Annotated in this window: 18 protein-coding genes and 1 tRNA gene; 17 read left to right on the top strand and 2 right to left on the bottom strand. The window is 50.9% G+C overall.

Features of this window, described 5'->3' with window-relative positions; all coding sequences use genetic code 11:
- Positions 1-65 precede the first annotated feature (65 nt).
- The 6 genes from R8377_RS05735 to R8377_RS05710 all read left to right on the top strand — a co-directional run bounded on the left by R8377_RS05735 (position 66) and on the right by R8377_RS05710 (position 7,015).
- Entirely contained in the window at positions 66-1,511 is a 1,446-nt protein-coding gene (locus R8377_RS05735; RefSeq protein ID WP_317642541.1) for a D-alanyl-D-alanine carboxypeptidase, read from the top strand.
- Between the two features lie 16 nt (positions 1,512-1,527).
- Positions 1,528-2,643 (top strand): tRNA lysidine(34) synthetase TilS, encoded by a 1,116-nt coding sequence (tilS, locus tag R8377_RS05730; RefSeq protein WP_317642540.1) that lies wholly within the window; start codon positions 1,528-1,530, stop codon positions 2,641-2,643.
- Positions 2,624-3,199, top strand: coding sequence for a hypoxanthine phosphoribosyltransferase (gene hpt, locus R8377_RS05725; protein WP_317642539.1), 576 nt, complete (start codon positions 2,624-2,626; stop codon positions 3,197-3,199). The genes tilS and hpt overlap by 20 nt, the downstream gene beginning before the upstream one ends.
- Positions 3,196-5,310 (top strand): ATP-dependent zinc metalloprotease FtsH, encoded by a 2,115-nt coding sequence (ftsH, locus tag R8377_RS05720; protein ID WP_317642538.1) that lies wholly within the window; start codon positions 3,196-3,198, stop codon positions 5,308-5,310. The genes hpt and ftsH overlap by 4 nt, the downstream gene beginning before the upstream one ends.
- 86 nt (positions 5,311-5,396) lie before the next feature.
- Positions 5,397-6,464 (top strand): dihydroneopterin aldolase, encoded by a 1,068-nt coding sequence (locus R8377_RS05715; RefSeq protein WP_317642537.1) that lies wholly within the window; start codon positions 5,397-5,399, stop codon positions 6,462-6,464.
- A complete protein-coding gene (locus R8377_RS05710; RefSeq protein WP_317642536.1) occupies positions 6,461-7,015 on the top strand; it encodes a DUF3180 domain-containing protein in 555 nt (184 codons plus the stop codon). The genes R8377_RS05715 and R8377_RS05710 overlap by 4 nt, the downstream gene beginning before the upstream one ends.
- Positions 7,016-7,058: 43 nt before the next feature.
- Here R8377_RS05710 and R8377_RS05705 read toward each other — a convergent pair whose 3' ends face one another.
- Both R8377_RS05705 and ettA read right to left on the bottom strand, forming a co-directional pair.
- Positions 7,059-7,958, bottom strand: coding sequence for an acyl-CoA thioesterase (locus R8377_RS05705; RefSeq protein WP_425605043.1), 900 nt, complete (start codon positions 7,956-7,958; stop codon positions 7,059-7,061).
- A 146-nt stretch (positions 7,959-8,104) separates the two neighbouring features.
- The gene (ettA, locus tag R8377_RS05700) at positions 8,105-9,781 is read right to left on the bottom strand and encodes an energy-dependent translational throttle protein EttA (RefSeq protein ID WP_317642534.1); all 1,677 of its coding nucleotides are present in this window, start codon (positions 9,779-9,781) and stop codon (positions 8,105-8,107) included.
- A 405-nt stretch (positions 9,782-10,186) separates the two neighbouring features.
- On the opposite strand from ettA, the gene R8377_RS05695 reads away from it, so the two are divergent.
- The 11 genes from R8377_RS05695 (at position 10,187) to R8377_RS05645 (ending at position 24,219) form a co-directional block, all read left to right on the top strand.
- Positions 10,187-10,846 (top strand): ECF transporter S component, encoded by a 660-nt coding sequence (locus R8377_RS05695; RefSeq protein ID WP_317642533.1) that lies wholly within the window; start codon positions 10,187-10,189, stop codon positions 10,844-10,846.
- Positions 10,847-10,861: 15 nt separating this feature from the next.
- Entirely contained in the window at positions 10,862-12,511 is a 1,650-nt protein-coding gene (locus R8377_RS05690; RefSeq protein ID WP_317642532.1) for a peptide ABC transporter substrate-binding protein, read from the top strand.
- A gap of 99 nt (positions 12,512-12,610) precedes the next feature.
- Positions 12,611-12,684: transfer RNA gene (locus R8377_RS05685), tRNA-Ile, on the top strand.
- A gap of 948 nt (positions 12,685-13,632) precedes the next feature.
- Positions 13,633-13,845, top strand: coding sequence for a 50S ribosomal protein L31 (gene rpmE, locus R8377_RS05680; RefSeq protein WP_317642531.1), 213 nt, complete (start codon positions 13,633-13,635; stop codon positions 13,843-13,845).
- Positions 13,846-14,009: 164 nt separating this feature from the next.
- The gene (prfA, locus tag R8377_RS05675; protein WP_317642530.1) at positions 14,010-15,098 is read left to right on the top strand and encodes a peptide chain release factor 1; all 1,089 of its coding nucleotides are present in this window, start codon (positions 14,010-14,012) and stop codon (positions 15,096-15,098) included.
- 101 nt (positions 15,099-15,199) lie between these two features.
- On the top strand, positions 15,200-16,150 hold the full coding sequence (gene prmC / locus R8377_RS05670) for a peptide chain release factor N(5)-glutamine methyltransferase (protein WP_317643724.1): 951 nt from the start codon (positions 15,200-15,202) through the stop codon (positions 16,148-16,150).
- 397 nt (positions 16,151-16,547) lie between these two features.
- Complete coding sequence (locus R8377_RS05665; protein WP_317642529.1) at positions 16,548-17,093, top strand: hypothetical protein; 546 nt, start codon at positions 16,548-16,550, stop codon at positions 17,091-17,093.
- A gap of 376 nt (positions 17,094-17,469) precedes the next feature.
- The gene (locus tag R8377_RS05660) at positions 17,470-18,033 is read left to right on the top strand and encodes a restriction endonuclease subunit S domain-containing protein (RefSeq protein WP_317642528.1); all 564 of its coding nucleotides are present in this window, start codon (positions 17,470-17,472) and stop codon (positions 18,031-18,033) included.
- 69 nt (positions 18,034-18,102) lie between these two features.
- A complete protein-coding gene (locus R8377_RS05655) occupies positions 18,103-21,228 on the top strand; it encodes a type I restriction endonuclease subunit R (RefSeq protein WP_317642527.1) in 3,126 nt (1,041 codons plus the stop codon).
- A 72-nt stretch (positions 21,229-21,300) separates the two neighbouring features.
- The gene (locus R8377_RS05650) at positions 21,301-22,971 is read left to right on the top strand and encodes a type I restriction-modification system subunit M (RefSeq protein ID WP_317642526.1); all 1,671 of its coding nucleotides are present in this window, start codon (positions 21,301-21,303) and stop codon (positions 22,969-22,971) included.
- A 60-nt stretch (positions 22,972-23,031) separates the two neighbouring features.
- The gene (locus R8377_RS05645; RefSeq protein ID WP_317642525.1) at positions 23,032-24,219 is read left to right on the top strand and encodes a restriction endonuclease subunit S; all 1,188 of its coding nucleotides are present in this window, start codon (positions 23,032-23,034) and stop codon (positions 24,217-24,219) included.
- Positions 24,220-24,262: the final 43 nt, after the last annotated feature.

Below are 24,262 nucleotides of genomic sequence, written 5' to 3'. Positions count from 1 at the left end.
AGGTGTGTGCACCTTCCCTTACTCGAGCCTGGTACATGGTGAGCACTAGAGGAGTTGGAGGAAGAGTGGGAACACATGCGCGCAGAATCCAGCATCCGCTCTGGCAGATAGTACTGAGCGTTCTTGCGGTCCTTGCCGTCTTTGTAGGCTATATTTTTGCTGACGCTTACGATATTATTCCCGGTCCGCTGACCGTGCACCAGAAGCAGTATTGGAGCGATTCCCAACCGGTTCGGAAGGTCGTGCCTCCTGCCGCGGTCGAGGGAAAACTTGAAGGGGGAGAGCCCATCGATGTTGCTGCAGCTCAAGAGCTCATTGATTCCTTGGTGTCTTCTCCTGGTGTGGGTAGCGACGTGTCGGTTGTGGTCATGGGAGCTAAGGGTAGCGTCGCGGCTGAGAGAGAACAAGATACGCTTCGCCAACCAGCATCGACCTTGAAAACTCTTACCGCTGCTGCCGCTGCCTTAAGTATCGACATGGGTTCGAGTCTGCAAACTTCGACCTACCTCATACAATCAGAGGATCCTACACCGCAGTTGGTGCTCAAAGGGCACGGAGACATGCTGTTGGGCGCAGGCTTCAACGATCTCAACCATGTCAACGGTAGGGCAGGCCTGAGCTCTCTAGCCCAGCATAGCGCCCAAGAGCTTAAAAAACGCTCGGTAACCAAGGTAAGACTTGCCTATGATTCCAGCTTTTTCGGAGAAGCGCGTTCGCCCCAAGGCATTGAGCAGAGCAATCCTGATGGTATTTATTTCACACCAACTTCTACGATGGCCGTCGACGAGGGGCGTGTGCGTAGCAACCAAGACAGAGATGCCAATCCTGATGGTAAGGGCGTGTACGTGCCTCACGACGAGAGTCCCGAGGCTGAATCCGCTCGCACCTTTATGGACTGTTTACAAGGGCAGGGAATTACCGTCGAAGGCGAGCTGAGCCAAGAAACCATCCCTACAGACTTGCAGCCTGTGGCTAGCGTAGAGTCCGCGGCTTTGAGTGAAATCATGGCCTATATGTTGCGCAACTCAGATAACACTATCGCTGAACTGTTCGGCAGACTAACTGCTGTGCATGAAGGTACTGAAAACTCGCCTAAAGGGGCAGTTGAAGCAATTACTAGAGTGCTGACACGTGAAGGTGTAACCCTTGATGGTGCCCACTTGGCTGACTGCTCAGGACTGACTCCCGGGTCCGCGGTGAGCGCAGCTATGCTGACTGCCGTACAGCGCTTGGCCTGCGATGGTAAACACGGACAGCTGGCTCCGCTAGTAGAAGGTCTATCGGTAGTTGGCTTGATTGGTACTGCTGCTGAGCGTGGAGAAGGCAGTGAGCCCAACGGTTTAGTTCGTGTGAAAACTGGCACGCTCGACCAGGTGACTTCCATGTCTGGCAATGTCTCGCGCCTTAAGGGCGGCATTTTGGAATTCGCAGTAATTGTCAACAACCCTTCAGATATGGGGGCGGCAGCGCAGGCGGTTAACACCTTCGTGTCGGCCCTGCCCCGGCTCTAGCTGAGATTGGGCAACTATGGTTTATTCAGCAGTCTTAAAAAAGGGGATAGGAGCCGTGCGAACGGCCCTAACGCAGGCCAACTTGGGTTTACAAGATCCTCAGTTTCGCGAGCACGGTGCTCACACGCCCCAGCCTGATGCTCCGCTCGTGCTCGTGGCGTGTTCCGGGGGGCGAGATTCTATAGCCTTGGCGGCTTTAGCTAGCATTGTATGCCCGACTTTGGGGCTGAGATGCGGTGCTCTTGTAGTCGATCATGGCTTGCTGGAGAATTCGGAACGTATCACTGCCCAAGCCTTGGAAAGCTGCTCGCAGCTGGGCTTAGCACCGTTGGCAAGTCAGCGAATTGCGGTGACTCGCACCCGAGCTGGTTTGGAGGCCGATGCTCGCCAAGCCCGATATAAGGTCTTCATTGAGCAAGCACAGGAGTTGAAGGCATCGGCTGTGCTGTTGGCCCACACTGCCGACGACCAAGCTGAGGGTGTGCTCATTGGTCTTATTCGATCTAGTGGTTTAGGAGCTGTAGCCGGCATGGAAAGCCAAGTCGAGCGCGAAGGCGTGTGCTTCCTGCGGCCCATTTTGGATGTGAGCCGGTCTGAGACCACGCAAATCTGTCAGCAGCTCAATCTGTGTTGGTGGGATGACCCTACCAATGGTGATGATATTGCATCCGGGCAAGAGCTTCCTTCCAGCTATCCCTTGCGATCACGGGTACGCCATGACCTTCTGCCAGCTCTCAGTGAGTTCGCAGATAAAGACATGACAGCTCAACTGGCCCAGACGGCACAGCTGACTCGGGGAGCTCTCGACTATCTGAACGAAGAAGCGCTCAAGTTGCTGGCCAAAGCCCGTCTTGAGCCTTCTCAAACGCAACTGGAGATGGGGGCGGTGGCCTGCCTGCGCGTCGAACAGCTGGCTGACGCTCACCCGGCCTTGCGATCTCAATTATGGGTGTGCCTGTGCAACCAGTTCGGTATTGCACCAGTGAGCCGGCAAATTGCTCAGCTCGATGCGCTGGTTTCTTCTTGGCATGGGCAGGCGGCGCTCGCTCTTCCCAGCAATTACTCAGCTGTTCGTAAGCATCACGTCATTCTCTTATGTAAAGATAGGAACTATGCGCATCGCCGATATTGAATCACATATTGACCACGAATTAGTGTCCAAAACGCAAATTGCTGAGCTTATTAGCAAGGTTGCTGCTCAGGTGAGCCGAGATTACGAAGGTAAGGATCTGCTTTTGCTAGCAGTCTTGAAAGGGGCTGTCAATACGCTGGCTGCCTTGTCTCAGGAAATTTCTATTCCTGCCCAGATTGATTTCATGAGTTTATCGAGCTATGGATCGGGCACTCAATCGTCTGGCACCATTACCGTACGTAAGGATTTGGATTGCAGCGTTCGCGGCAGGCACATTCTTATCGTTGAAGATATTATTGACTCAGGCCAAACACTGCGGTGGTTGATCGACGAGCTTAAGGGGAGGGGGGCGGCCTCTGTGGAGGTATTCGCCTTACTCGACAAAGTGTCTAGGCATGAAGTTCAGGTAGATGTAAAGTACCCAGGATATGTCATTCCTGATGAGTTTGTAGTCGGATTTGGCCTTGACTACGATGAGCAATACCGGAATTTGGACTCTATCGCTGTTTTGAAGCCGCAGGAATACGAGCATGAGGATCAAGGAGAGCAGTCATGACCTATCCGCAAGGACCAGGACGCCCACCTATGGGCGATGGCGGCCCAGGCAAGGGCGGCAAGCAAGGTGGCAATAACCCCTTCAACTTCAATATTGGAGGAGATGGCAAAGGGCCGGGCAACGGTAAGTTCTGGCAATCTCCTTGGCTATGGGGCACAGTCGTCTTATTGCTTGCCTTGAGCCTTTTTGGCTTCTTTACAGCTCAAACTGGTGTGCAAACCATCGACACGCGAGATGGCTTCCAACTGCTGGCGTCCTTCAACCAAAAAGACGACAAAGCATCGAACACGATGGTGAAGTCTGCTGAGATTACAGAAGGCAAGCAGGTAGTTGAGCTCAAGCTCAAAGACGATTTCGTTAAGAAAAATAACGGTGTCAATGGCAAGCGCAGTCAAAAGAACTACGGTAAGGACGTACAGTTCTACTACGTGAAGGACCAAGGACCTCAGGTTACACGAGCTGTAGAAAAGGCTCACCTTGACGAGGGCTATAACTCGGTAGTTCCGCAAACCAGCATGGTGAGCTATCTGATTTCCTCCTTCCTGCCCATCATTCTTCTGCTGGTGGTCTTCTGGTACTTCTTCTCACGCATGGGCGGCAACGGCATGCTGGGCATGGGCAAGAAGAACAACGGCAAGCTGCTCGAGGGCAAGACTCCCAAGACGAAGTTTGGCGATGTGGCCGGCGAAGAGGCTGCTGTGCAAGAGGTCGAGGAGATTAAGGAATTCCTCCAAGATCCTTCTAAATACAAGGCTTTGGGTGCTCGCATTCCCCGCGGTGTCTTGCTGTATGGCCCTCCCGGAACCGGTAAGACCTTGCTGGCTCGCGCTATCGCAGGCGAAGCTGGTGTGCCCTTCTACTCTATGGCCGGCTCGGACTTCGTAGAGATGTTCGTAGGCTTGGGTGCTTCTCGTGTGCGTGAGCTCTTCGACGAAGCTAAGAAGAATGCCCCAGCCATCATCTTTATTGACGAGATTGACGCCGTAGGTGGCAAGCGCGGTGGTGGCGGCATGGGCGGCCACGATGAGCGTGAGCAGACCTTGAACCAGCTCTTGGTTGAGATGGATGGTTTCGACAACGACACTAACTTGATTATCATCGCGGCAACTAACCGCCCTGATATCTTGGATTCTGCTCTGCTGCGTCCGGGCCGTTTCGACCGTCAGGTGGCAGTGGAAGCTCCCGATTTGGAAGGCCGCGAGGCTATTTTGAAGGTCCACGCCAAGGGTAAGCCCTTCGTTCCAGACGTTGACCTCCACACCGTAGCTGTGCGTACGCCCGGCTTCACTGGTGCAGACCTTGCGAATGTGCTCAATGAAGCTGCTTTGCTGACCGCTCGCTCGAATGCTCAGTTGATTGACAACCGTGCTATCGACGAAGCTATCGACCGTGTGCTTTCCGGTCCGCGCCGCCGCACCCGCGGCATGGCTCTCGACGAGCTGCGCAACACTGCTTACCACGAGGGTGGTCACGCATTGGTGGCGGCTGCCATGCACCACACTGACCCAGTTACTAAGGTGACTATTTTGCCCCGAGGCCGTGCTCTGGGCTACACCGCAGTTATGCCTACCGAGGACCGCTACTCCCAGTCTCGCAACGAACTGCTGGACCAGATGGCCTATGCAATGGGTGGACGTGTGGCCGAGGAAGTAGTCTTCCACGATCCCACTACCGGTGCTTCCAACGATATCGAGAAGGCAACTCAGATTGCCCGCCAGATGGTCTTGGAATATGGCTTCTCCTCCAAGCTTGGCGCTATCAAGTGGGCTGAAGAGAATAGTCAGGATCAAGGCATGGAAGCGCTGAAGCCGCGTCCGTATTCAGACGAAACGGCCCAGACCATCGACCGTGAAGTTCACGAATTGGTCGAGAATGCGCATAACGAGGCTTGGAAGGTCATTTCCGAGAACCGTGCGGTCCTCGATGAGCTCGTTCGCCAGCTCTTGGTCAAGGAAACCCTCGACAAGAACGAGCTAGCTCAGATCTTCTCTGCCGTTCGTATGTCTCCTGAGCGTAAGCTGTGGCTATCAGACCCCAACCGCCCTGACTCAGACCTGCCTCCTGTTGAGATTCCAGAGTCTCTCAAGCGCAGTGTTGGCGGGCAAAACTGAGCTCAGGCTTTACGGCAAAGAGTTATTCAAACTTACCTGAGCGGGTCTGTGCTCAGGTAAGTAAGCGATGAAGGAGGAGGTGAAGCGTGGATTCCATACGGTTGACCGGTATCCGCGCCACTCCTCGCCAGCTTGTAGGCCAGTCAAACTGTACGTACTTGGTAGATGCAACGCTCTATCTTGATGTCAACGATGCTGCCGCTCACGACGATTTGACCAAGACGGTCGATTACGCGCAAGTGGTCAGGCGTATCGTATCTTTAATTGGAAGCTTAGAAGTAGTCTTACTCGAGACCGTTGCAGTGCGCGTTGCCGATTCCATTTTGCTATCCCACCAAGTGCGCCGGGTTCAAGTGTGTGTGCATCGGCTGAATGCTACTCAAGCTGCTGGCCTCGATATAGACGATGTCAGCGTGACGATTGAACGCGAAGCCAGCTCGCAGCAGCCCGTCTCGCCAGCCGCCCTTGCATCCGGCCAGGCAAGCGAATACGGCCGTTATTCGTCGTTCCCGTTAGACGGTTCCAGCGCAGGCTTCAATGGTGAGCAAGACTATGCTCAACTGCAGGCAACTGCGGACTCAGATGATGCAAGCCACCGGGCAGTGATTGCTATGAGCGGCAATGTCGGCCGGGTACAAGATGCCATGCGTACGGCGATAGTCTCGCTCGATGGAGTGCCCGGCAGCCAAATCTTGGGCATCTCTCCGCTCTATACCCGCGAAGGGCACGGTCAGCCAGACTATTTGTGCGCGGTAGTCATTATTGAGACTGCCCTAGGGCCAGTAGACATGCTTTCAGCTCTTAATATGATAGAGTCGGCCCACGGTCGCTCTCATGACTTGCAATTACCTTCTTACCCGCTTGACCTGCTGCTCGTCGACGTAGACGATAAAGCATGGGGTATAGAAGATATGCTGAGCGACCGCGAGCAGGCTCTACAGTGGGCGACCGGGATTGCGGACGATAAGTTAAGTCTTCCATATCCGCAGGCTTGGCAGCGGGCTGAGATTCTACAACCTTGGGCCAGTATCGACCCCGAAGCTCATCTGAGTGGCACGCATGCTGGCTCTGTAGCTCAACTGGCTCAACTGGCGCCCAATGCAGATGAAGTCACACTATGCTCTGATTCGTGGATTTTAGGAGGTTCGGCATGAACATGAAACGTACCCCGGCCACCTACTACCTCCTGGCTGTTGGTCTAGGACTCATTGGCGGTGTTTGCCTAGCTCAGGCGAGCGAGCGTTGGCAGCTCAATATGCTGGGGGCTCCTTGGTTAGTTTCTGCCCTCCTGCTCATCGCTGGCATTATCATCGTTTTAATGGCACGGCAGGTCCACAAATATGCCAAGGGCGAACGCAAGGAGATGGACCCGCAATTCGCGGTCAACGCACTCCTGCTGTCAAAAGCTTTGGGAATCGCTTGTTCGGCTCTTTTAGGCTGGTATGGCGGGCAAGCGCTCATGTCGCTCAGCCACTGGGAAGCACCCTTCTACAAGCACATCATCATCGAGTGTGCCATTGCCGTCGTGGTGTGCTTTATTGACATCATTCTAGGAGCAGTAGGGGAGTGGTTTTGCCAGTTGCCTCCAAATGATGGCCCTGAAAGCCCCAAGAAACGTCAGCAGAGCGAGCGCCGGCGCCTAGCTACGACTGCTGAAAAGCAGTTGCCCAAGACCGCCGACACCCAGCCTCCAAGCCGCCAGTAATCGCGCCAGCAGGCTGGAGATATGAAGGTATAAAAAGTTCGGCTCAGGCCTGCGGTATCCGAATCATGGCCTCTTGGGTCATGGCTGCCAGTAGATCGCCCTCTTGGTCGTAAACTCGGGCCGTGCATAGGGCGCGACCGTGCGCAGCAACCGTCGTGTCTTGCTCAAAAAGCATCCATGAGCACACATCTACATCCTTATACCACCACATAGAGTGGTCAATAGAAGCGTAAGAAATTCCGGGAGTAGCGATTGAAAGCCCGGTGCGGCGCAGGGCCGGCTCCATCATAATCTGATCGCAGCCCAGTGCCATCATGGCCCGTTGAAGGGTTTGAGACATGGTAGCCTGGCCGTCGGCACGCATCCAAACGAGCTGGCGGCCGCTGTCCTTAGCCCGAGCCTGGTTATCTGGTCCGAGCATAATCGTGGGCGTAATATGGCGAATGTCGAAGGGGGACTGCTTGGCATAATAAGCCGCAAAAGGTGACTTGTCTGCAAAGGGCATCATCAAATCTTTGGCAGACTTTAGGCTTTCCGGAGCGGGGAGATCAGCGGACATGGGGTCAGCATATTCCATGCCGTCTTGACCGCTAACTTGGAAGGAAACCATTGTCTTAAGAATGGGGCGCTCTGGTTGGGATGCGTCTACCATACGGGTTGAGTAGGAGCGGCCGTCGCGCAGGTTAGTTACGTCGAATCGCACATCTTGATCGAGGAGTCCAGTGCGAATGTAATAGCCGTGCACTGAGTTCGGAGTGCGATCCTCAGGCACACTCTGGGCTGCGGCCATGATGGACTGAGCCATAATCTGTCCGCCGTAAATGCGCCCAGTAGGGAAGGGTAGATTACTTCCACTCAAGCTTCCGTCTTGCGTCTCTCCGGGTTGTACGCTCAGAGCGCGGATTGCTTCTGCTAAAGGTGTTACTGCTTCTGCCATAGGTATTGCTCCCAACCGTCGAGGCTGTGAAATGAAGATGAATCAGTATTCTACTCCCCGATTGTGAGTAGCATAAGCAGACCGCAATGCAAAAGCCTACAAGCAGCTGCGAGAACTGAACTTGTAGGCTTTAAGAGTGAGCGAGTTCACACTTAACGGGTGAGCTTGCGGTGGATGCGGTGGGGGCGCGAAGCTTCCTCGCCCAGGCGCTGGACCTTGTTTTCCTGATAGGCCTGGAAGTTGCCCTCATACCAGTACCAGTTAGCAGGATTGTCGTCCGTGCCCTCCCAAGCCAAGATATGGGTGGCTACGCGGTCGAGGAACCAGCGGTCGTGGGAAATGACCACAGCGCAGCCAGGGAAGGCCAGCAGGGCATTCTCCAGCGACTCCAAGGTCTCCACGTCTAAATCATTGGTAGGCTCATCGAGCAGGAGCAAATTGCCGCCCTGCTTCAAGGTCAAAGCCAGATTGAGCCTGTTGCGCTCACCACCGGAGAGGACTCCGGCTGGTTTCTGCTGGTCAGACCCCTTGAAGCCGAAGGAGGCAACGTAGGCGCGGGTAGGAACCTCAATGCCGCCAACTTCCATGAAATCGTTGCCATCCGAGACCACTTCCCACAGGTTCTTATTGGGGTCAATACCTTCGCGGTTCTGATCCACATAAGAAATCTTGACCGTGTCGCCGACTTCCAAATCGCCGGAAGTGACTGGCTCCATGCCCACGATGGTCTTGAAAAGTGTGGACTTACCAACGCCGTTGGGGCCGATAACGCCCACAATACCGTTGCGGGGCAGGGTAAAGGAGAGGTCGTCGATGAGAACGCGCTCGCCAAAGGCCTTGTGGATATGCTCAGCTTCCAAGACCTTAGAGCCCAGGCGGGGCCCCGGTGGAATCTGAATCTCAGAGAAGTCCAGCTTTTGATTACGCCGCGCTTCATCTTCCATCTGCTCATAGCGTTCCAAGCGGGCCTTGTTCTTGGCCTGACGAGCCTTAGGGGAGGAGCGAACCCACTCCAATTCCGAGGTGAGGCGCTTGGCAAGTCGGGCATCCTTCTGGCCCTGGACTTCAAGACGCTTAGCCTTGGTCTCCAAATACGTGGTGTAATTGCCTTGGTAGGGGTAGAGGTGACCACGGTCGACCTCGCAGATCCATTCTGCTACGTTGTCGAGGAAGTAGCGGTCGTGGGTCACGGCCAAGACAGCGCCCTTGTAGGTGTGCAGATACTGCTCTAACCACAGAATCGACTCAGCGTCCAAATGGTTAGTGGGCTCGTCGAGCAAGAGTAGGTCTGGAGCTTCCAAGAGGAGCTTGCACAAGGCTACACGGCGGCGCTCGCCACCGGAAATAACCGAAACTGGAGTATCAGGGTCAGGGCACTGGAGGGCGTCCATTGCCTGCTCCAACTGAGAATCTAAATCCCAGCCGTCAGCAGCGTCAATCTCTTCTTGCAGCTTGCCCATCTCGGCCATTAGCGAGTCATAATCGGCATCAGGATTGGCCATTTCTTCGCCAATTTGATTGAAACGATTAACTTTGTCGATGATGTCGCCAAAAGCTAGCTTGATGTTCTCACCGACGGTCTTATCCTCGTCTAGAGGCGGTTCCTGTTGCAAAATGCCGACCGTAAAGCCAGGTGTGAGCTGGGCCTCACCGTTTGTAACGGTGTCTAGCCCAGCCATGATGCGCAAAAGTGTCGATTTGCCCATGCCGTTGGGGCCCACAACGCCAATTTTGGCGCCGGGCAGGAAGCTCAAGGTCACGTCGTCCAAGATTGCGCGATCCCCAAAGGACTTGCGCGCCTTGATCATTTGATAAATAAACTCAGCCAAGTACAAACCTCACTGAAACTGTTGAAATTCGGGCATATATTACTCTGCTTCTATGGTAGAGGAAACTTGCGACGTGGGCGGGGGAGCTTGCGCTCTGCGAACAAGCTCCACTCATGCTTTATTCTCACACTGATAAGGGCCGATTTGCTTGCATCTTCAAGCTTTTTCCTAGCGGCCAGTGAGAATGAACGAGTTCGGGTGGAGCCTCAATGTGGACTCGCACTGTTCATAAGTGCCTCAAGCAGCTAGAGTAGCCCAAGAGCATCTCCGCCCGACGTGCGCAGGTCAAGGGGTGCTCGACCGGCGATGCGTCTCGGATAAGAGATACGAGTACGTCACCAGACCTACCGTTTACCATGCGCACGAACCGTGGCCCCGCTGCGGATAGGGCTTGTTAGGAGCGCTATGCAAACACCAATAACTCCCTCTACTCATACTCCTCAATCCTCGGGCAAGACCCCTACCCCCGCAACGGCTCTATCGCTGCGCTGGCGGCCGGTCGACATTGCGGTCGGTGCTGCGCTCGGCGTGGTTTCCGGCCTCATCTATTGGGCTGCTTCCGCACTTTCCTCTTGGGTTTTCCCTCTCATGACGGCTCTGCTACCTGGCTTAGCTGGTCTTCTGCATGGATTGTTTTACTTTCCGGTCACGCTCGACCTGCTCATTATTCGCAAGCCCGGGGCCGCAATCTACGCCAATCTCGTAGCCGTCTTCGTAGAGATTCTCTTCGGCAACGCTTACGGCTCGGGGCTGATTGTGATTGAAGCTCTTGTGCAGGGCCTATGCGCTGAGATTGTGTTCGCTATCTTCCGCTATCGGCGTTGGACCTTGGGAGTTACTTGTGCCGCCGGACTGTTGGTGGGCATGGTTTACAATGCCTTCCTGCTGGCCTTCTTCTACCAGGGAGTTTCGTTCTTGAGCCCGCGCGGTATCATCGGCACCGTCTGTGAAGCTATCAGCGCAATAGTTTTAGCCGGGGTCTTGAGTTGGATAATGTTTAAAGCAATCGCTAAAACAGGCGCATTGGACCGTTTCGCTTCAGGGCGTGCGGTGCGCGCCGAATAAGGAAGGTGGCTGCCGGTGATATCAAGCAGACAGACCCGTTTCATAAGCTTTCTTGCCGTGCTGGGTCTGGGATTAGCTTGGTGTGGAACGGCTTTAGCATCAACTTTCCAGCGATCTTCCGAACCGGATTCTTCGGCTTTTATTTCCGTGAACAATGTGGAACCTGTCTCCTATCTTTTGCCCGGTAACATAGGCGATACGGCAGGTTGGAAAGTGGCTACCCAACTTTTCGAAGGTTTGGTGACCTTTAGCCCCAAGGGTGACTTGGTTTATGCCAACGCTGATTCCATAACTCCAAACCAAGATGCCAGCAGCTATACGATTACGCTCAAACCTGGCTTGAAGTTCAGCAATGGCGAATCGATAACTGCCAGCACCTACGCTCGTTCCTGGTCGTTTGCTGCGAATGCTGCCAATGGGCAATTGGGATCTGCGATTTTCTCAACGATTGCTGGCTACGACCAGTTGCAGGATAGTCGTGGTCCTAAAGACGCTCTTTTACCGGGGCTTAGAGTAGTAGATGATGCTACCTTGCGTGTGCAGTTGGCTGGACCGGACTCGTCTTTTCCTTATAAAGTGGGAGACGTGGCTTTTATGCCCCTGCCGAGCGCGGCCTACGCAGACCCGGTGGCTTTTGGGAAGCACCCTATTGGTAACGGACCCTACCTGTTCCAATCTTGGATTCCAAACCAGAGTATCAGTTTGGTTAAGAATCCCACGTATTCCGGCCCTCGTAAAGCGCATAATCTCGGAATAATATTCCGCAATTATGAGAGCTTGGATACGGCATATGCTGACGTGGAAGCAGGCAATTTAGATGTGCTTGACTCGGTGCCTGTCTCCTCATTAGGTACGTACCGTAGCGATAAGACGGTGCAAGCATATTCGAGCACCGGACCTGCCTTAAAGACGATGACTATTCCCAGCGATCTGCCTCATTTTGAAGGGCGAGAAGGAGTTTTGCGTAGACAAGCTCTTTCTGCGACTATCGATAGGGCCAAGATTAGAGAAAAAATATTTCGTGGATCGGTGGTTGTGGCCTCTGATTTCACTGCGCCCACGATTGAGGGCCACACTGACTCGCTGGCGGGTGAGCAGGTCTTGGCTCACCACCCAGCTCAAGCACGAAAGCTTTGGCAAGAAGCCAATACTATCTCACCTTGGACGGGAAGTTTTGAAATTGCCTATGCTGCTGATAGTGGCGATAAAGACTGGGTTGACGCGGTTACACACTATATAGAAGGCACGCTTGGCATTCATGCTCACAGTACTGTATTCCCTACCGCAAAAGAGTTCCGTACCTCTATTAATAAGCGACAGGTTCATGCGGCTTTCAGTTCTGGAATACAGTCGGACTATCCGCATCCTGAGGGTTATCTGGTACAGGGGTACGCTTCTTGGTTTGCTGACGGTAAAGGGCTAAATCATGGCGATTACAAGAGTTCAGATTTCGATGCTTTCCTGCGGCGGGCAGCGGAGCAAACTGATTCGAGTGAGGCAGGGGAGTACTATCATCGGGCTCAAGAGCGGCTGTTGCATGATTTGCCGGCCCTGCCACTGTGGTATACGAAAGTGAGTGCTGCTGCTAGTCAACGTATGCAAACAGTGCGTTTCAGCTATATGGGCTTACCGGCATACTCCGAGTTAGTGAAGAGCGCGCAGTAGTGTGGTGCTGAAGATAAGGGGAGTGGATGCAGTTGCTTTAGTGCTGGTCGCTTGGCGGGTGCTTTTGCTAAAGTATGACTGTTGGCTTCGAGCTAACGTGGGGCCTTAGCTCAGTCGGTTAGAGCAAACGACTCATAATCGTTCGGTCCAGGGTTCAAGCCCCTGAGGCCCCACTACTTAGCCCTTGCAGCCTAGCGGTTGGAAGGGCTTCTTTTATAGCTTTAGTAGCAATAGCTTATACGTGATTGGTGCACTAGGTATTGAAAAAGCGGGCTCCAACTTGCGTTGAAACCCGCTCTTACCGCAGTCTGGCTCTCGCTTCCGCAAGTGGAAAACCACTTACTTCAGCCGGGGGAATAGAGCCAGATCGCGTCTGTCTTCCCCTTCGGACCGGAAACTCAACGTCAGCTGAGTCGCAAGGCAAAATGATGAGTCCCAACCTATTGAGCTCTTCATCCGGATGCCTCGCTACCTGTAGTACCGACCCGGGTCCGGATTCTGTACGAATCCCCATAACTGTAGTTCAATTATTGGTTAAGCATGCAGTACAAAGATAAACCCCAACCAGTTACCTACATGAACAATTGCCTATCCCTATGCTTATATTCATATAGCTAACGCTTACAACAAATATTTATCTTTGTGACTAGGTATAAGAAGGAAGGTTAAAGCCAATCCCCTTACAGCTAACCATACATGCATCCCCCAACGCACGCGAGATTTCTCTCTAGTAAGAAATATTAGGGTATCGAGAGGGTCAATGTCAAACCTGGAGGGGCACTGCGGTTCAGACTGATTGACATAATTCGCCGAATTACAGCAATTTGGACTCACAAAAAACTTAATCATTCGCGTGTCGCAGGAACTCGATACAAAGCTGTAGAGCATTTCGGGAGTGTCGCGAAAGTAGCCGGGAATAAAAGAAGGGGCCACTGACTTGATGCGTATGAGTACAGAGTAAGACCTCAATAGAGAGTCTATGATTGAGGTGGGCGAGGGAGTGCAAACCTAGCTCCTTCGGTCTGAATCTCTTGGCCTTACGATATACTCAACATTTGGTTCCGGTTCACGCCCGCCATCGGGGTTGGCGACCCGGGTCACTTCTAACCCTAGGAGACACCATGAAGCAGGGTATACATCCTGAATATCAAGCAGTGCAGGTTACCTGCTCTTGCGGTAATACTTTCGTTACTCGTTCGACTTCGTCCAAGGATCATATGACCGTTGACGTATGCTCGGCCTGCCATCCCTTCTACACCGGCAAGCAGAAGATTCTCGACACCGGTGGTCGTGTGGCTCGCTTCGAAGCCCGCTACGGCAAGAAGAACAAGTAGCTTTTTTAACGCCAGCTTTTGCGCCGGGTCGCTCTTTTGTACCCGGCCCGCATCAGCTGGCGTTTTTGTATGTGTGGAGCGCTCAGCCGCGAAGCTCATGTTGAAACGGCGCACCAGCGCTAGATCTAAGTAGTCACAGCTGAGTTAAGAGAAGGCGAGAAGGTATGGAGAGCGAGCGGTTCCCAGCGGCGCAGACAGCGTTAGATGAGTATCACAAGCTGGAGCAGCAAATGAGCCAGCCTGAGGTGGCTTCCGACCCAGCGCAGATTCGCAAGCTTGGTCGTCGCCATGCCGAACTGGGCTCAATCGTCCAGGCGTATCAAGCCTGGCAAGAGCTCGCCGAAAACTATGAGGCAGCCCAAAGCATGGCCTCAGAAGATCCGGACTTTGCGGAGGAAGCCAAGAGTCTGCAAGCTCAGCTGCCCGCAGCCGAAGAGAAGCTGCGTACTGCTCTGATTCCGCGTGATCCCGACGATGCGCGTGACACCATTATGGAGATTAAAGCCGGCACTGGCGGCGATGAGGCTGCCCTATTCGCAGGCGATTTGATGCGAATGTATACCCGGTATGCGGAAAAACGTGGCTGGGCGATTGAAGTCATGAGCGAGAACTCTACCGAGCTGGGCGGTATAAAAGATGTGCAGATTGCCTTCCGTTCGCGCGGCACCGTGGGGCCGGAAGACGGCGTATGGGCCTCGCTTAAGTATGAGGGCGGCGTGCACCGGGTGCAGCGCATTCCAGTAACCGAATCGCAGGGGCGTATTCAGACCTCGGCTGCTGGCGTGATTGTGTTCCCGGAAGCAGACGAGGACGACGACGAGATTGAGATTGACCAGAAGGATTTGAAGATTGACATCTTCATGAGCTCTGGCCCTGGCGGTCAGTCGGTCAACACCACGTATTCCGCAGTGCGCATGACCCATATTCCTACCGGGATTGTGGTCTCCATGCAAGACGAGAAGTCGCAGATTCAGAATCGTGCGGCCGCTCTGCGCGTGCTGAAATCACGACTGCTAGCCATGAAGCACGAGCAGGAGGCCGCAGAAGCCGCCGATATGCGCCACTCACAGGTGCGCTCGATGGACCGCTCTGAGCGCATTCGTACTTACAACTTCCCTGAAAACCGCATCGTTGACCACCGCACTAACTACAAGGCGTATAACCTTGACCAAGTGCTAGACGGCGACATTCAGGCCGTAATTGACTCGGATGTGCAAGCCGACGAAGCTGAGCGCTTGGCTGGGCGGGAGTAAGTTCTTCTTGTCGTAGCTGCGTTTGTGCGATTGCCTTTGAGAAGCAGGTGGAGGTTGATATGGGGTTCGAGAACCAAGATCTGCTCTCTCTTAGCTTAAGTATGCCGGTTCGCCAGGCGCTCGCGCTTGCTTCCGGTGTGCTCGCGCATGCTGGGATCGATACGCCAGACAATGATGCCCGCTTACTGCTTGCTGAGGCCTGCCAGGTGGACTTGCATGAGCTGAGTAGGGCTGTGCTGATGGGGGAGAGCTTTGCGCAATTGGCGGCTCTTGGAAGATTCAGCGGGGAATCTAGCGAGAGCGCTCTCGAAGCTGAGCTTGCCGAGCAGGTCGCTCTCACCAGCTTTCGCCAGTTTGTGGAGCGCCGGGCTGAGCGTGAGCCCTTGCAATACATTGTGGGGCACGCGCCTTTTCGCTTTATGAGCTTGGCAGTCGGACCGGGGGTTTTCATACCCAGGCCCGAGACTGAGAGCGTCGTTCAAGACGGGCTTGATTGGCTTGCGGCCGAAGGGGTTGAGCGGCCGCTGGTAGTTGATTTGTGCGCCGGATCTGGTGCTATCGGTTTGTCGGTGGCGACGGAAGTCAAGGGCGCCCAAGTTTGGGCAGTAGAGCTTTCTGCTGAGGCCGCTGTGTGGACCCGCCGTAATTTGGAGCGCTATCGAGACGTGATTGCCGCCGCCGGATCTTCCTACCAACTCATCGAGGCGGATGCCACCGCGCCTGAGACCTTGCGCGACCTAGACGGCAAAGTCGATTTGGTTATCACCAACCCGCCCTATGTTCCCGAGTCGCAAGTGCCCACCCAACCCGAAGTGGTCGAGCACGACCCGTCCCTAGCTCTCTACGGAGGCTCAGCCGACGGACTAGCCATTCCCAGCCGCATCATAACCCGCGTCGCCGCCCTACTGCGCCCCGCCGGCCACCTAGTCCTAGAACACGACCCCTCTCAGTCTCAAGCTCTCCAAGTTGCCGCCCGCGCCGCCGGCTTCGCCACCGCCACCACATCCCAAGACCTCACTGCCCGAGACCGCTACCTAGTCGCGAGTCGGTGAGTACGGGAGGAGCCCTAGGAAAGATATTAGCCCTCCTGGACAGCAAGATTCGTTTACCCTATAAGAGTGGGCTTTCAGTACTTCGCTTTTCTGCAAATTCTGGGTCAAGGTTTGGGAAAGCTGCTTCAAACTAAAACGAATATTTGACAACCGTGACAAACTCAACTTATCAATGAAGCTAGTCCGCGTCCGCTATAAAAATAGTTCTTTCTGCATATCTATCCTTCCGGCCGTTCGGCAGAGTGTCATCTGATGTAAGTTTACTAGCGAGTTTATCCAACAAATCGATCTTTATAAGTAAGTCAACAAATGTGAGTTGACAAGCATCTTTGCATACTTATAAATGCTTGTCACTGTTTGTTGTGGCCTTCCTCATGCGTGACGCATAGAGCTATGTATGGAAGAACTCGCTGTATGCACTCATTGCAAGTCGCTAAAGTTTTCTGGAAAGGAGGAAGCAAGGGCATATTGGAACACATATGTTGCTGCCGGCAGTAATTGTACTGGTAGCCTTCATTTTTTAGTAAATGGGCAACCGATTACGGTTAACATTTCTGAAGAGTCTTTTTATCATTGTTGTTCTGAACATTCGGACAAAGGGAATTCCAAGAAGCGGGTATTTTCCTTGAAGCGTGCTGAAAAAATGGGGAAAATTCGGTCTATGGTTTCAGCTTCTTCAGGTAATTCGTCCTACAAACAGAAGTGTGGATATATCTCTAGACTAAAAGAAAATAGTCATAGAAGAGTGGTTATTTATGACGAGAGTGATCAATTTGCTGTAGTAATAGAATTCTCTGTAAAAAGCATAAAAGATTTAAATGAGATCCAGGGAAAGCTGATTACTACATTCGTTGCTGATAGGAAAAGAACAAATTATCAAATACTCCAATCTCCCGAGTGGAGTTACGAGAATTGTCTTAGAGAACTTGGGCTGTCTGCTTAATTCCGAACATGCTGTATTGGACAAGAGATTTGGATGCATGAGAACAGTGACTTGCAAGCCTCGAATTCCAACCACACTTCTATTTGGAATACTTTTGTGGCGGTTAACTCCTAGTGGGTACTAACTCCGGTATGCCACCGCAATTGTTGCTGGGGAGGGCGCCGCAAAGAGGTTCTTGGTCTACGGGTGCCGAGTGCAGTCGGCGGTGCTGTTATGCGGCGCGGGGAAGACATCGGCTTGGTTCAATGTATTGGCATGGCTATAAAAGCATCAGGCGGCATTAGGAACAATATGCAGTAATCTAAGTAGATTACTGCATATTGCGCACTGTACCGTTCTCTGTGGTATGCTTGGGTTAATCGATAAGGAGACGATCATGAGACTCGATGAGCTTGTAGTGGTGCAGGGGGGTGTGAATTCTTCGCGAGCAAATATAAGTGGATCTGTGATAAAAGAGTATTCGATGGCTGATTTTGACAGAGACCGTTATAGTCTTGCAGAGCCGACGCGCTCAAGCTGGAGCGGGCCAGTTGTTGAAACGGGCGATATCCTAGTGAGTCTCGTTAGAGGAGAAGTCGTAATAGCGTCGAACTTTTCGTCAGGAAAGATTATCGGGCAGAATTTTGCCAAAATATTGTTCCCGAATCAGGAAAACGACTCAGCAGATAAAAGAATTCTTGCGGCATATTTTGTCTATCTGCTTAACGAAGATCCAGAAGTTCTGTCTCAAATAAGAATCCTCCGAGCCGGATCTTCAACGGTGCAAAAGCGATTGACTTCTCAAAATATAGGAAATATTAAGGTTGATCTGATTCCTACAGAGCAGCAGGAGAAAATAGGAAACTTATGTATATTGTCTCGGCAGATAGTGAGTTTGCAAAAGAGAAGGTTGGATCTCTGGGAGCAGAAAGTACATACTACGTTACAGAGATGTGTGTAGTGCTTGAGCTGTTGAAGTAAGAACTTATTAGACGTAACTAGACATGAAAACAAGACAAAGGAGTTTGTAGTGGACAACGAGTTGGACTTTGAGAAAGAACTCATCAACTACCTTGAAACTTTGGGAGGGGCAAAGCAATGGGAGTATATGAAGAACATCAAGACAATTGATGGATTATGGGAGAATTTTAGAGAGATTCTCAACCGTAACAACGCCGATAAACTCAACGGTCAGCTTTTGACTGATAGCGAGTTTGCTCAGGTGAAGAAGGTGATTTGTGATCTTAAATCTCCTTATGAAGCAGGCCGTTGGATATACGGCATGAATGGGGTAACTCAAGTTGAGGTGGAAAGAGATGATAGGATTGACGGTCGCAGTGGAGGGCATGTCTACCTGACAGTTTTTGACCAATCAAATGTCGGTGCTGGAAATACTATCTATCAGATCGTGAATCAGGTGGAAAGACCTCATGCTTTGCCTGGGCGAAAAAATCGTCGGTTTGACACCACTTTGCTAATTAATGGTCTCCCGATTTTGCAGATAGAGGAGAAATCCGATCATCATAAGGCACTAGAGGCACTGGAGCAGATGCACCAATATATTGATGAGTATGCGTTTACTGACATCTACTCCACAGTGCAGATTTTGATAGGTATGACGCCTCACGAAGCGTTGTACATGGCGAACACTGATTCTCAGTCATTCAATACTGATTTCGCCTTCCGCTGGCAGAGAGAATCGGATAGTTATCCAGTTTGGGATTGGCGTGAATTCTGTAATCTGATGCTCTCAATTCCTATGGCTCATCAGATGTCCACCAATTATATGATTCTTGACGGCGATCCTAAGCATAAGAACTTGATGGTGATGCGGCCTTATCAGGTATATGCCACGCGCAAAGTTATCAATAGCTTGAAGAGTCACATGTTTGGCACTGATAAGCAAGAAATTGGCTATATTTGGCACACTACCGGCTCAGGGAAGACGATTAGCAGCTTCAAAACTGCCTGGCTAGCATCACGCTTGCCGGGGATAGATAAAGTCGTGTTCCTTGTAGACCGAGTGGCACTGACCAGCCAGACATTTGATAAGTACCGGGCTTACGATCCTGATGCCAGTGACGAAACCCTGAATGGTGTTGTGTCAGACACAGCTAATACTGGTGTTTTGGCGCGAAAGCTGCGTAGTCGACAGCAGAGTAATTCGATTATTGTAACTTCTATTCAAAAGCTGGATCGTCTGTGCAAGCGAGATTCATTCTCGGCACCGAATCAGAAAATTGTTTTTATTGTGGACGAGGCTCATCGCTCGACGAATGGAGACATGCTTAAGCGGGTAAAAAAGAGCTTCCCACTGTCTGCTTGGGTTGGTTATACAGGTACTCCGGCATTTGAAGGAGATTTAACTCACCAAGCATTCGGCAATTTGCTCCATGCCTATACCATACGCGAGGCTATAGCGGACAAGAATGTTCTGGGCTTTAAAGTTGACTTTCAGAATACGCTTGAAAAGTCAGAGATTAAAGAGCAATTATTGCCCGAGCTTCTTCATCAAAAGTATCCATCTTGGGACGAAGATGCTATTGAAAGCAAGATTGCGCGTATGGATCCTGATGAAGTGGATACGTACATCGACTCCGGCATCTACGATTGCAATCCCAAGCATGTAGAGCAAGTGGTCGATGACATTGTCAAGAATTGGCGCAATAGGTCAAAAGAAGGCAAGTATAGTGCAATTCTGACTACGCATGTGGGCGGTATGAAACCCTCTATTCCTATGGCATTACAGTACTTTGACCAGTTCCAGAAGAAGAATGAGGAGTTGAAAGCAATAGGCAAATATCCACTCAACGTTGCTGTGACCTTCTCCTACGCAACAGACAACTCCGCTCAGCAGTTGGATAACAATAAAGGTTTGCGTGCTGCGATGGAAGTTTACAACAAGACGTTCGGGATGTCATTCAATGATCAGACCGTCGATGGCTATTTCGAAGATGTGATGACTCGACTGCGGGGTGAGAGTGAAGGGCCTAAGCTTGACATTGCGATTGTGGTTGATCAGCTACTGACGGGGTACGATGCACCCAAAGTCAATACTCTCTATGTGGATCGGACTTTGGCAGGAGCAAATCTTATTCAGGCGTATTCACGTACGAACCGAATTGAGAATAACCGCGATAAGCCTTGGGGACGTATTGTTAACTTCCGTTGGCCGGAGACCTCTAAACGGCTTATGGATGCTGCTTTAAGCGTATATGCTAACAAGGATTCAGCTTTGGTCCAAGGACCCATTGGTGTTGAGGGTCTTGACGGTGTTTTGGCGAAGCCTTATAAAAAAATGGTGGGTGAAGCCCAAGAAATCGTACAAGATATTAAGCAAATATCCGATGGTTTTATGATTCTTCCTCCTAGTGAAAGCGCTAAGCAGGAGCTTGCTGATCTCATTAGTAAGTACGGCAGTAAGATTTCTCAGCTCAAGCAATGCACAGAATACGATTATGATCAGCCGGAAGTACTTTTGAAAGAGATCGGTATTTCTGCAGATGATGAAGAGTGGGTGACCACTGTTGCTAAAAATGAGCTCAAGCGCTGGGCGGAAGAGCAAAGCGAGCCACTTGATCTTTCTATGCTTGATTTCTCGATCGAGCGTGTCGCGGAAATTCGCATTAACTACGATTATATCCAAGAGCTTTTAGCCCAGCTGCTTAATGAGGTTCACGAAGGTCAAGATGAGGCAGCGGCTGAAACCTACGATACTTTCGTTCGTGCAACGGACCAGATGGATGACCGACACCTAGCAGATCAGATGCGGACTACTGCCGATGCTGCCATGCAAGGGAGTACGGTTGCAGAAGTCTATCCTGTCCAAGCTGACGCGATAGCAAGCATCGTCCAAGAATATACGGCAAAGAATAAGCGTCAAGCTATTTTGGCGTTTAAACGAAAATGGGGTCTGGTTGATATTCCATCGGCTAATTCGTTAATTGAGCATATGTTGCAGCGCCATATTTTGCATAGCGATGATATTCGAGACGGTAGTGAGCTCGAACAGTTGCTTGCAGATGCCGTAGCGGATCGCATATACCAACAAGATGCGGAAGATGAGTTTGTTCGTAGTCTTTCCCCTGTGAAGTACCATAACCAGTTCTACAAGGAATTCAGCAAATTTGCTGACTATGTGGTTGAACACTACTAAGCACTTATAAAAAGGAAACAGTTTTGCTTCAGGTCAACGGCAGGAAGCAATAGATAGAAAGAAGATTTAGCAATGGCACAGTCACAAAACACGGCTAAGCAACTTACTTCGCAGCTATGGTCGATGGCCAATGATCTACGAGGAAAGATGTCTGCCGATGAATTCCGAGACTATATTCTAGGATTCATTTTCTATAGGTATCTGTCGCAAAAGCAAGAGGAGTACCTCAATGAGTCCGGAATTATGGATCGTAAAGAGGGTGAAAGTATAAATGTTGCATATGCCCGAAACGTTGCAGCAGATGGTATTGAAGATTGGCGTACAGCGATCTCACGTAGACTCGGGTATGCGATAGATCCTGAATACACATGGGCATCCTTAATGGAACAGCTCCATAATCAGACTCTGAAGCCAGAGTTTTTCCAATCTATGCTAGACAGGTTTAAATATAATGCGGAGTTGGCAGCGCGGGAAGGCAACTCCGAGTCAGAGCGCGATTTTCGTGAAGTGTTTTCTGATATGAATCTGTCTGATTCGAGCTTGGGCAATTCGACTTCAGCCCGTGCCAAGAGTCTGGCAAATATTGCCGAAAAGATCGATTCTATTGAATTTGTTGATGAAGCCGGACACGATATTTTAGGTGATGTCTACGAGTATTTGATCTCCGAATTCGCTAGTAATTCAGGTAAAAAGGCAGGGGAGTTTTATACTCCACATGAGGTCTCACGAGTCCTAGCGAAATTAGTGACTTACAAGGATCCGCAGGCTCCCGATGCAGGTAAAGGTGTGCTTTGGGATACGAGCCGAGACTTTAGTTTATATGACCCTACGATGGGTTCTGGCTCCTTACTGCTGACAGTGCAACAGGAGTTGCCTGAGCGTACTTCACCTGCTCAGACTCGCTTCTACGGGCAGGAGCTCAATAGGACTACCTATAACTTGGCACGAATGAATCTCATGATGCACGGTGTGGAATATCGCGCCATGCGTTTGCGTAATGCTGACACCCTTGAGTCTGACTGGCCTAATGGAACGGATGCGAATGGAGTAGACCACCCGCTTTTCTTCGATGCTGTTGTTGCTAACCCGCCTTATTCACAGCACTGGGATAATGAAGTATCTAAGATGAAGGACCCTCGCTTCAAGGATTACGGAAAGTTAGCGCCCAAGTCCAAGGCTGACTTTGCTTTCGTGGAGCACTGTGTTTACCACCTGAAGGATACCGGCCGTATGGCAATTGTCCTGCCCCACGGTGTGCTCTTCCGTGGTGCGGCTGAGGGTATGATTCGTAAAGCTCTCATTGAGAAGAACTATTTGGACGCAGTGATTGGACTGCCTGCTAATTTGTTCTATTCCACTTCTATACCGACCGTGGTCTTGGTCTTCCGCAAGAACCGGAGCAACAACGATATTCTCTTCATTGATGCTTCAAAAGACTTCGAGAAGGGCAAGAACCAGAACCACTTACGAGAAGAAGATATCGACAAGATTATTTCCACTTATGCTGCCCACGAGGATGTTGAAAAGTATGCTCATGTAGCGACGAGGGAAGAAATCGTCGAAAATGAGTACAACCTCAACATTCCTCGCTACGTAGATACGTTCGAAGAAGAAGAGCCTATCGACATTGACCAAGTGAACAAGGAGCTCGCCGAGGTAGATGCTCAGATTGCTGACCTACAGGCCAAGTTCGACGCAATGGTTGCGGACCTGGTGCCAACTGATAAACAAACTGGTGAGTAAAGAACTGTCTGGTCGCCTCCATCGCTTACTCTTGCTTAGAGCGTAAGTGATGGAGGACAAATGCGAAAAGACAACAATCAAAAGCTAGTGCCCCAGTTACGTTTCAAAGGCTTTACTGACCCTTGGGAGCAGTATAAGTTAAAAGATATTACAGTTCGGGTGACTAGAAAAGTTGAAGAGCGAACCAATATCAATCCCTTAACTATCTCCGCTCAATATGGTTTGGTGGATCAAAGTGCATACTTTGACAGAAGAGTTGCTAGTTCAACTTTAAGTGGTTATTTCTTAATTAATAACGGTGAATTCGCATACAACAAAAGTACTTCTAAAGATTATCCTTATGGAGCAATAAAGCGCTTAGACAAGTATGAGAATGGCGCGTTATCGACCCTGTATATTGTCTTTTCAGCCGAAAAATCTCTTTCGTTGGGGCTAGTTTACTATTTTGAATCCCGAAGTTGGCATAAACAAATTGATCTTATAGCTGCTGAGGGCGCTCGAAACCACGGTTTACTGAATATCGCCCCAAAGGATTTCTTTAGCACACAGATTATGCTGCCCTCTAACAGAACTGAATGGCATGCAATTGGAGCCATTTTTGAAATTCTCGATAATCTCATCGCAGCCCACGAGCGTAAGTGCGAGCTCCTCAAGAAGAAGAAAACCTACTACCTACAACAAATTTTCAGCCAAAAATTCCGTTTCAAAGGCTTCACCCAACCGTGGCAACAGCGTAAGTTGGGCGAGTTAGAAGAAAATGGCTATCTGTCGCTTCATAGAGGCAATGTCATATCTGAGCGAGATATTCAGAATGCTCCAGGTTCATATCCAATATATTCTGCAAGTGCTTCTTCAAATGGCTTGATGGGTCAATACTCGAAATACATGTTTGATGAGGAACTTATAACGTGGTCAATCGACGGTGGCGGAGAGGTCTTCTATCGTCCAAGACATAAATTTTCTGTAACGAACGTTTGCGGTTATATCAGGATAAAAAGTGAGTTTGCATATTCATTTCTATCGACTGAACTTTCGTATCTTCATAAAGGTATCCACTTTGATTACACTACAAAGGCTCACCCATCAGTTATACGTAATCTGTATTTTGTCCGTTATCCAGCACTGAAAGAACAAGAATATGTTGGAGTATTTTTTTCGAGTATAGATGAATTGGAAAGGTTGTTGTCTCAACGTATTGAGCTACTGAAACAGCTTAAAAAAGCATATCTTCAAAAGATGTTTATTTAGAGGCCCTTGCGTAGTCTCCGTTCTGTTGTATTAACAACTACAG

The sequence above is a fragment of the Bombiscardovia apis genome (assembly GCF_033095945.1).
GTDB lineage: Bacteria > Actinomycetota > Actinomycetes > Actinomycetales > Bifidobacteriaceae > Bombiscardovia > Bombiscardovia apis.
The sequence above is the reverse complement of the archived record's forward strand: the minus strand, read 5'-3'. Positions and strand labels throughout refer to the sequence as shown.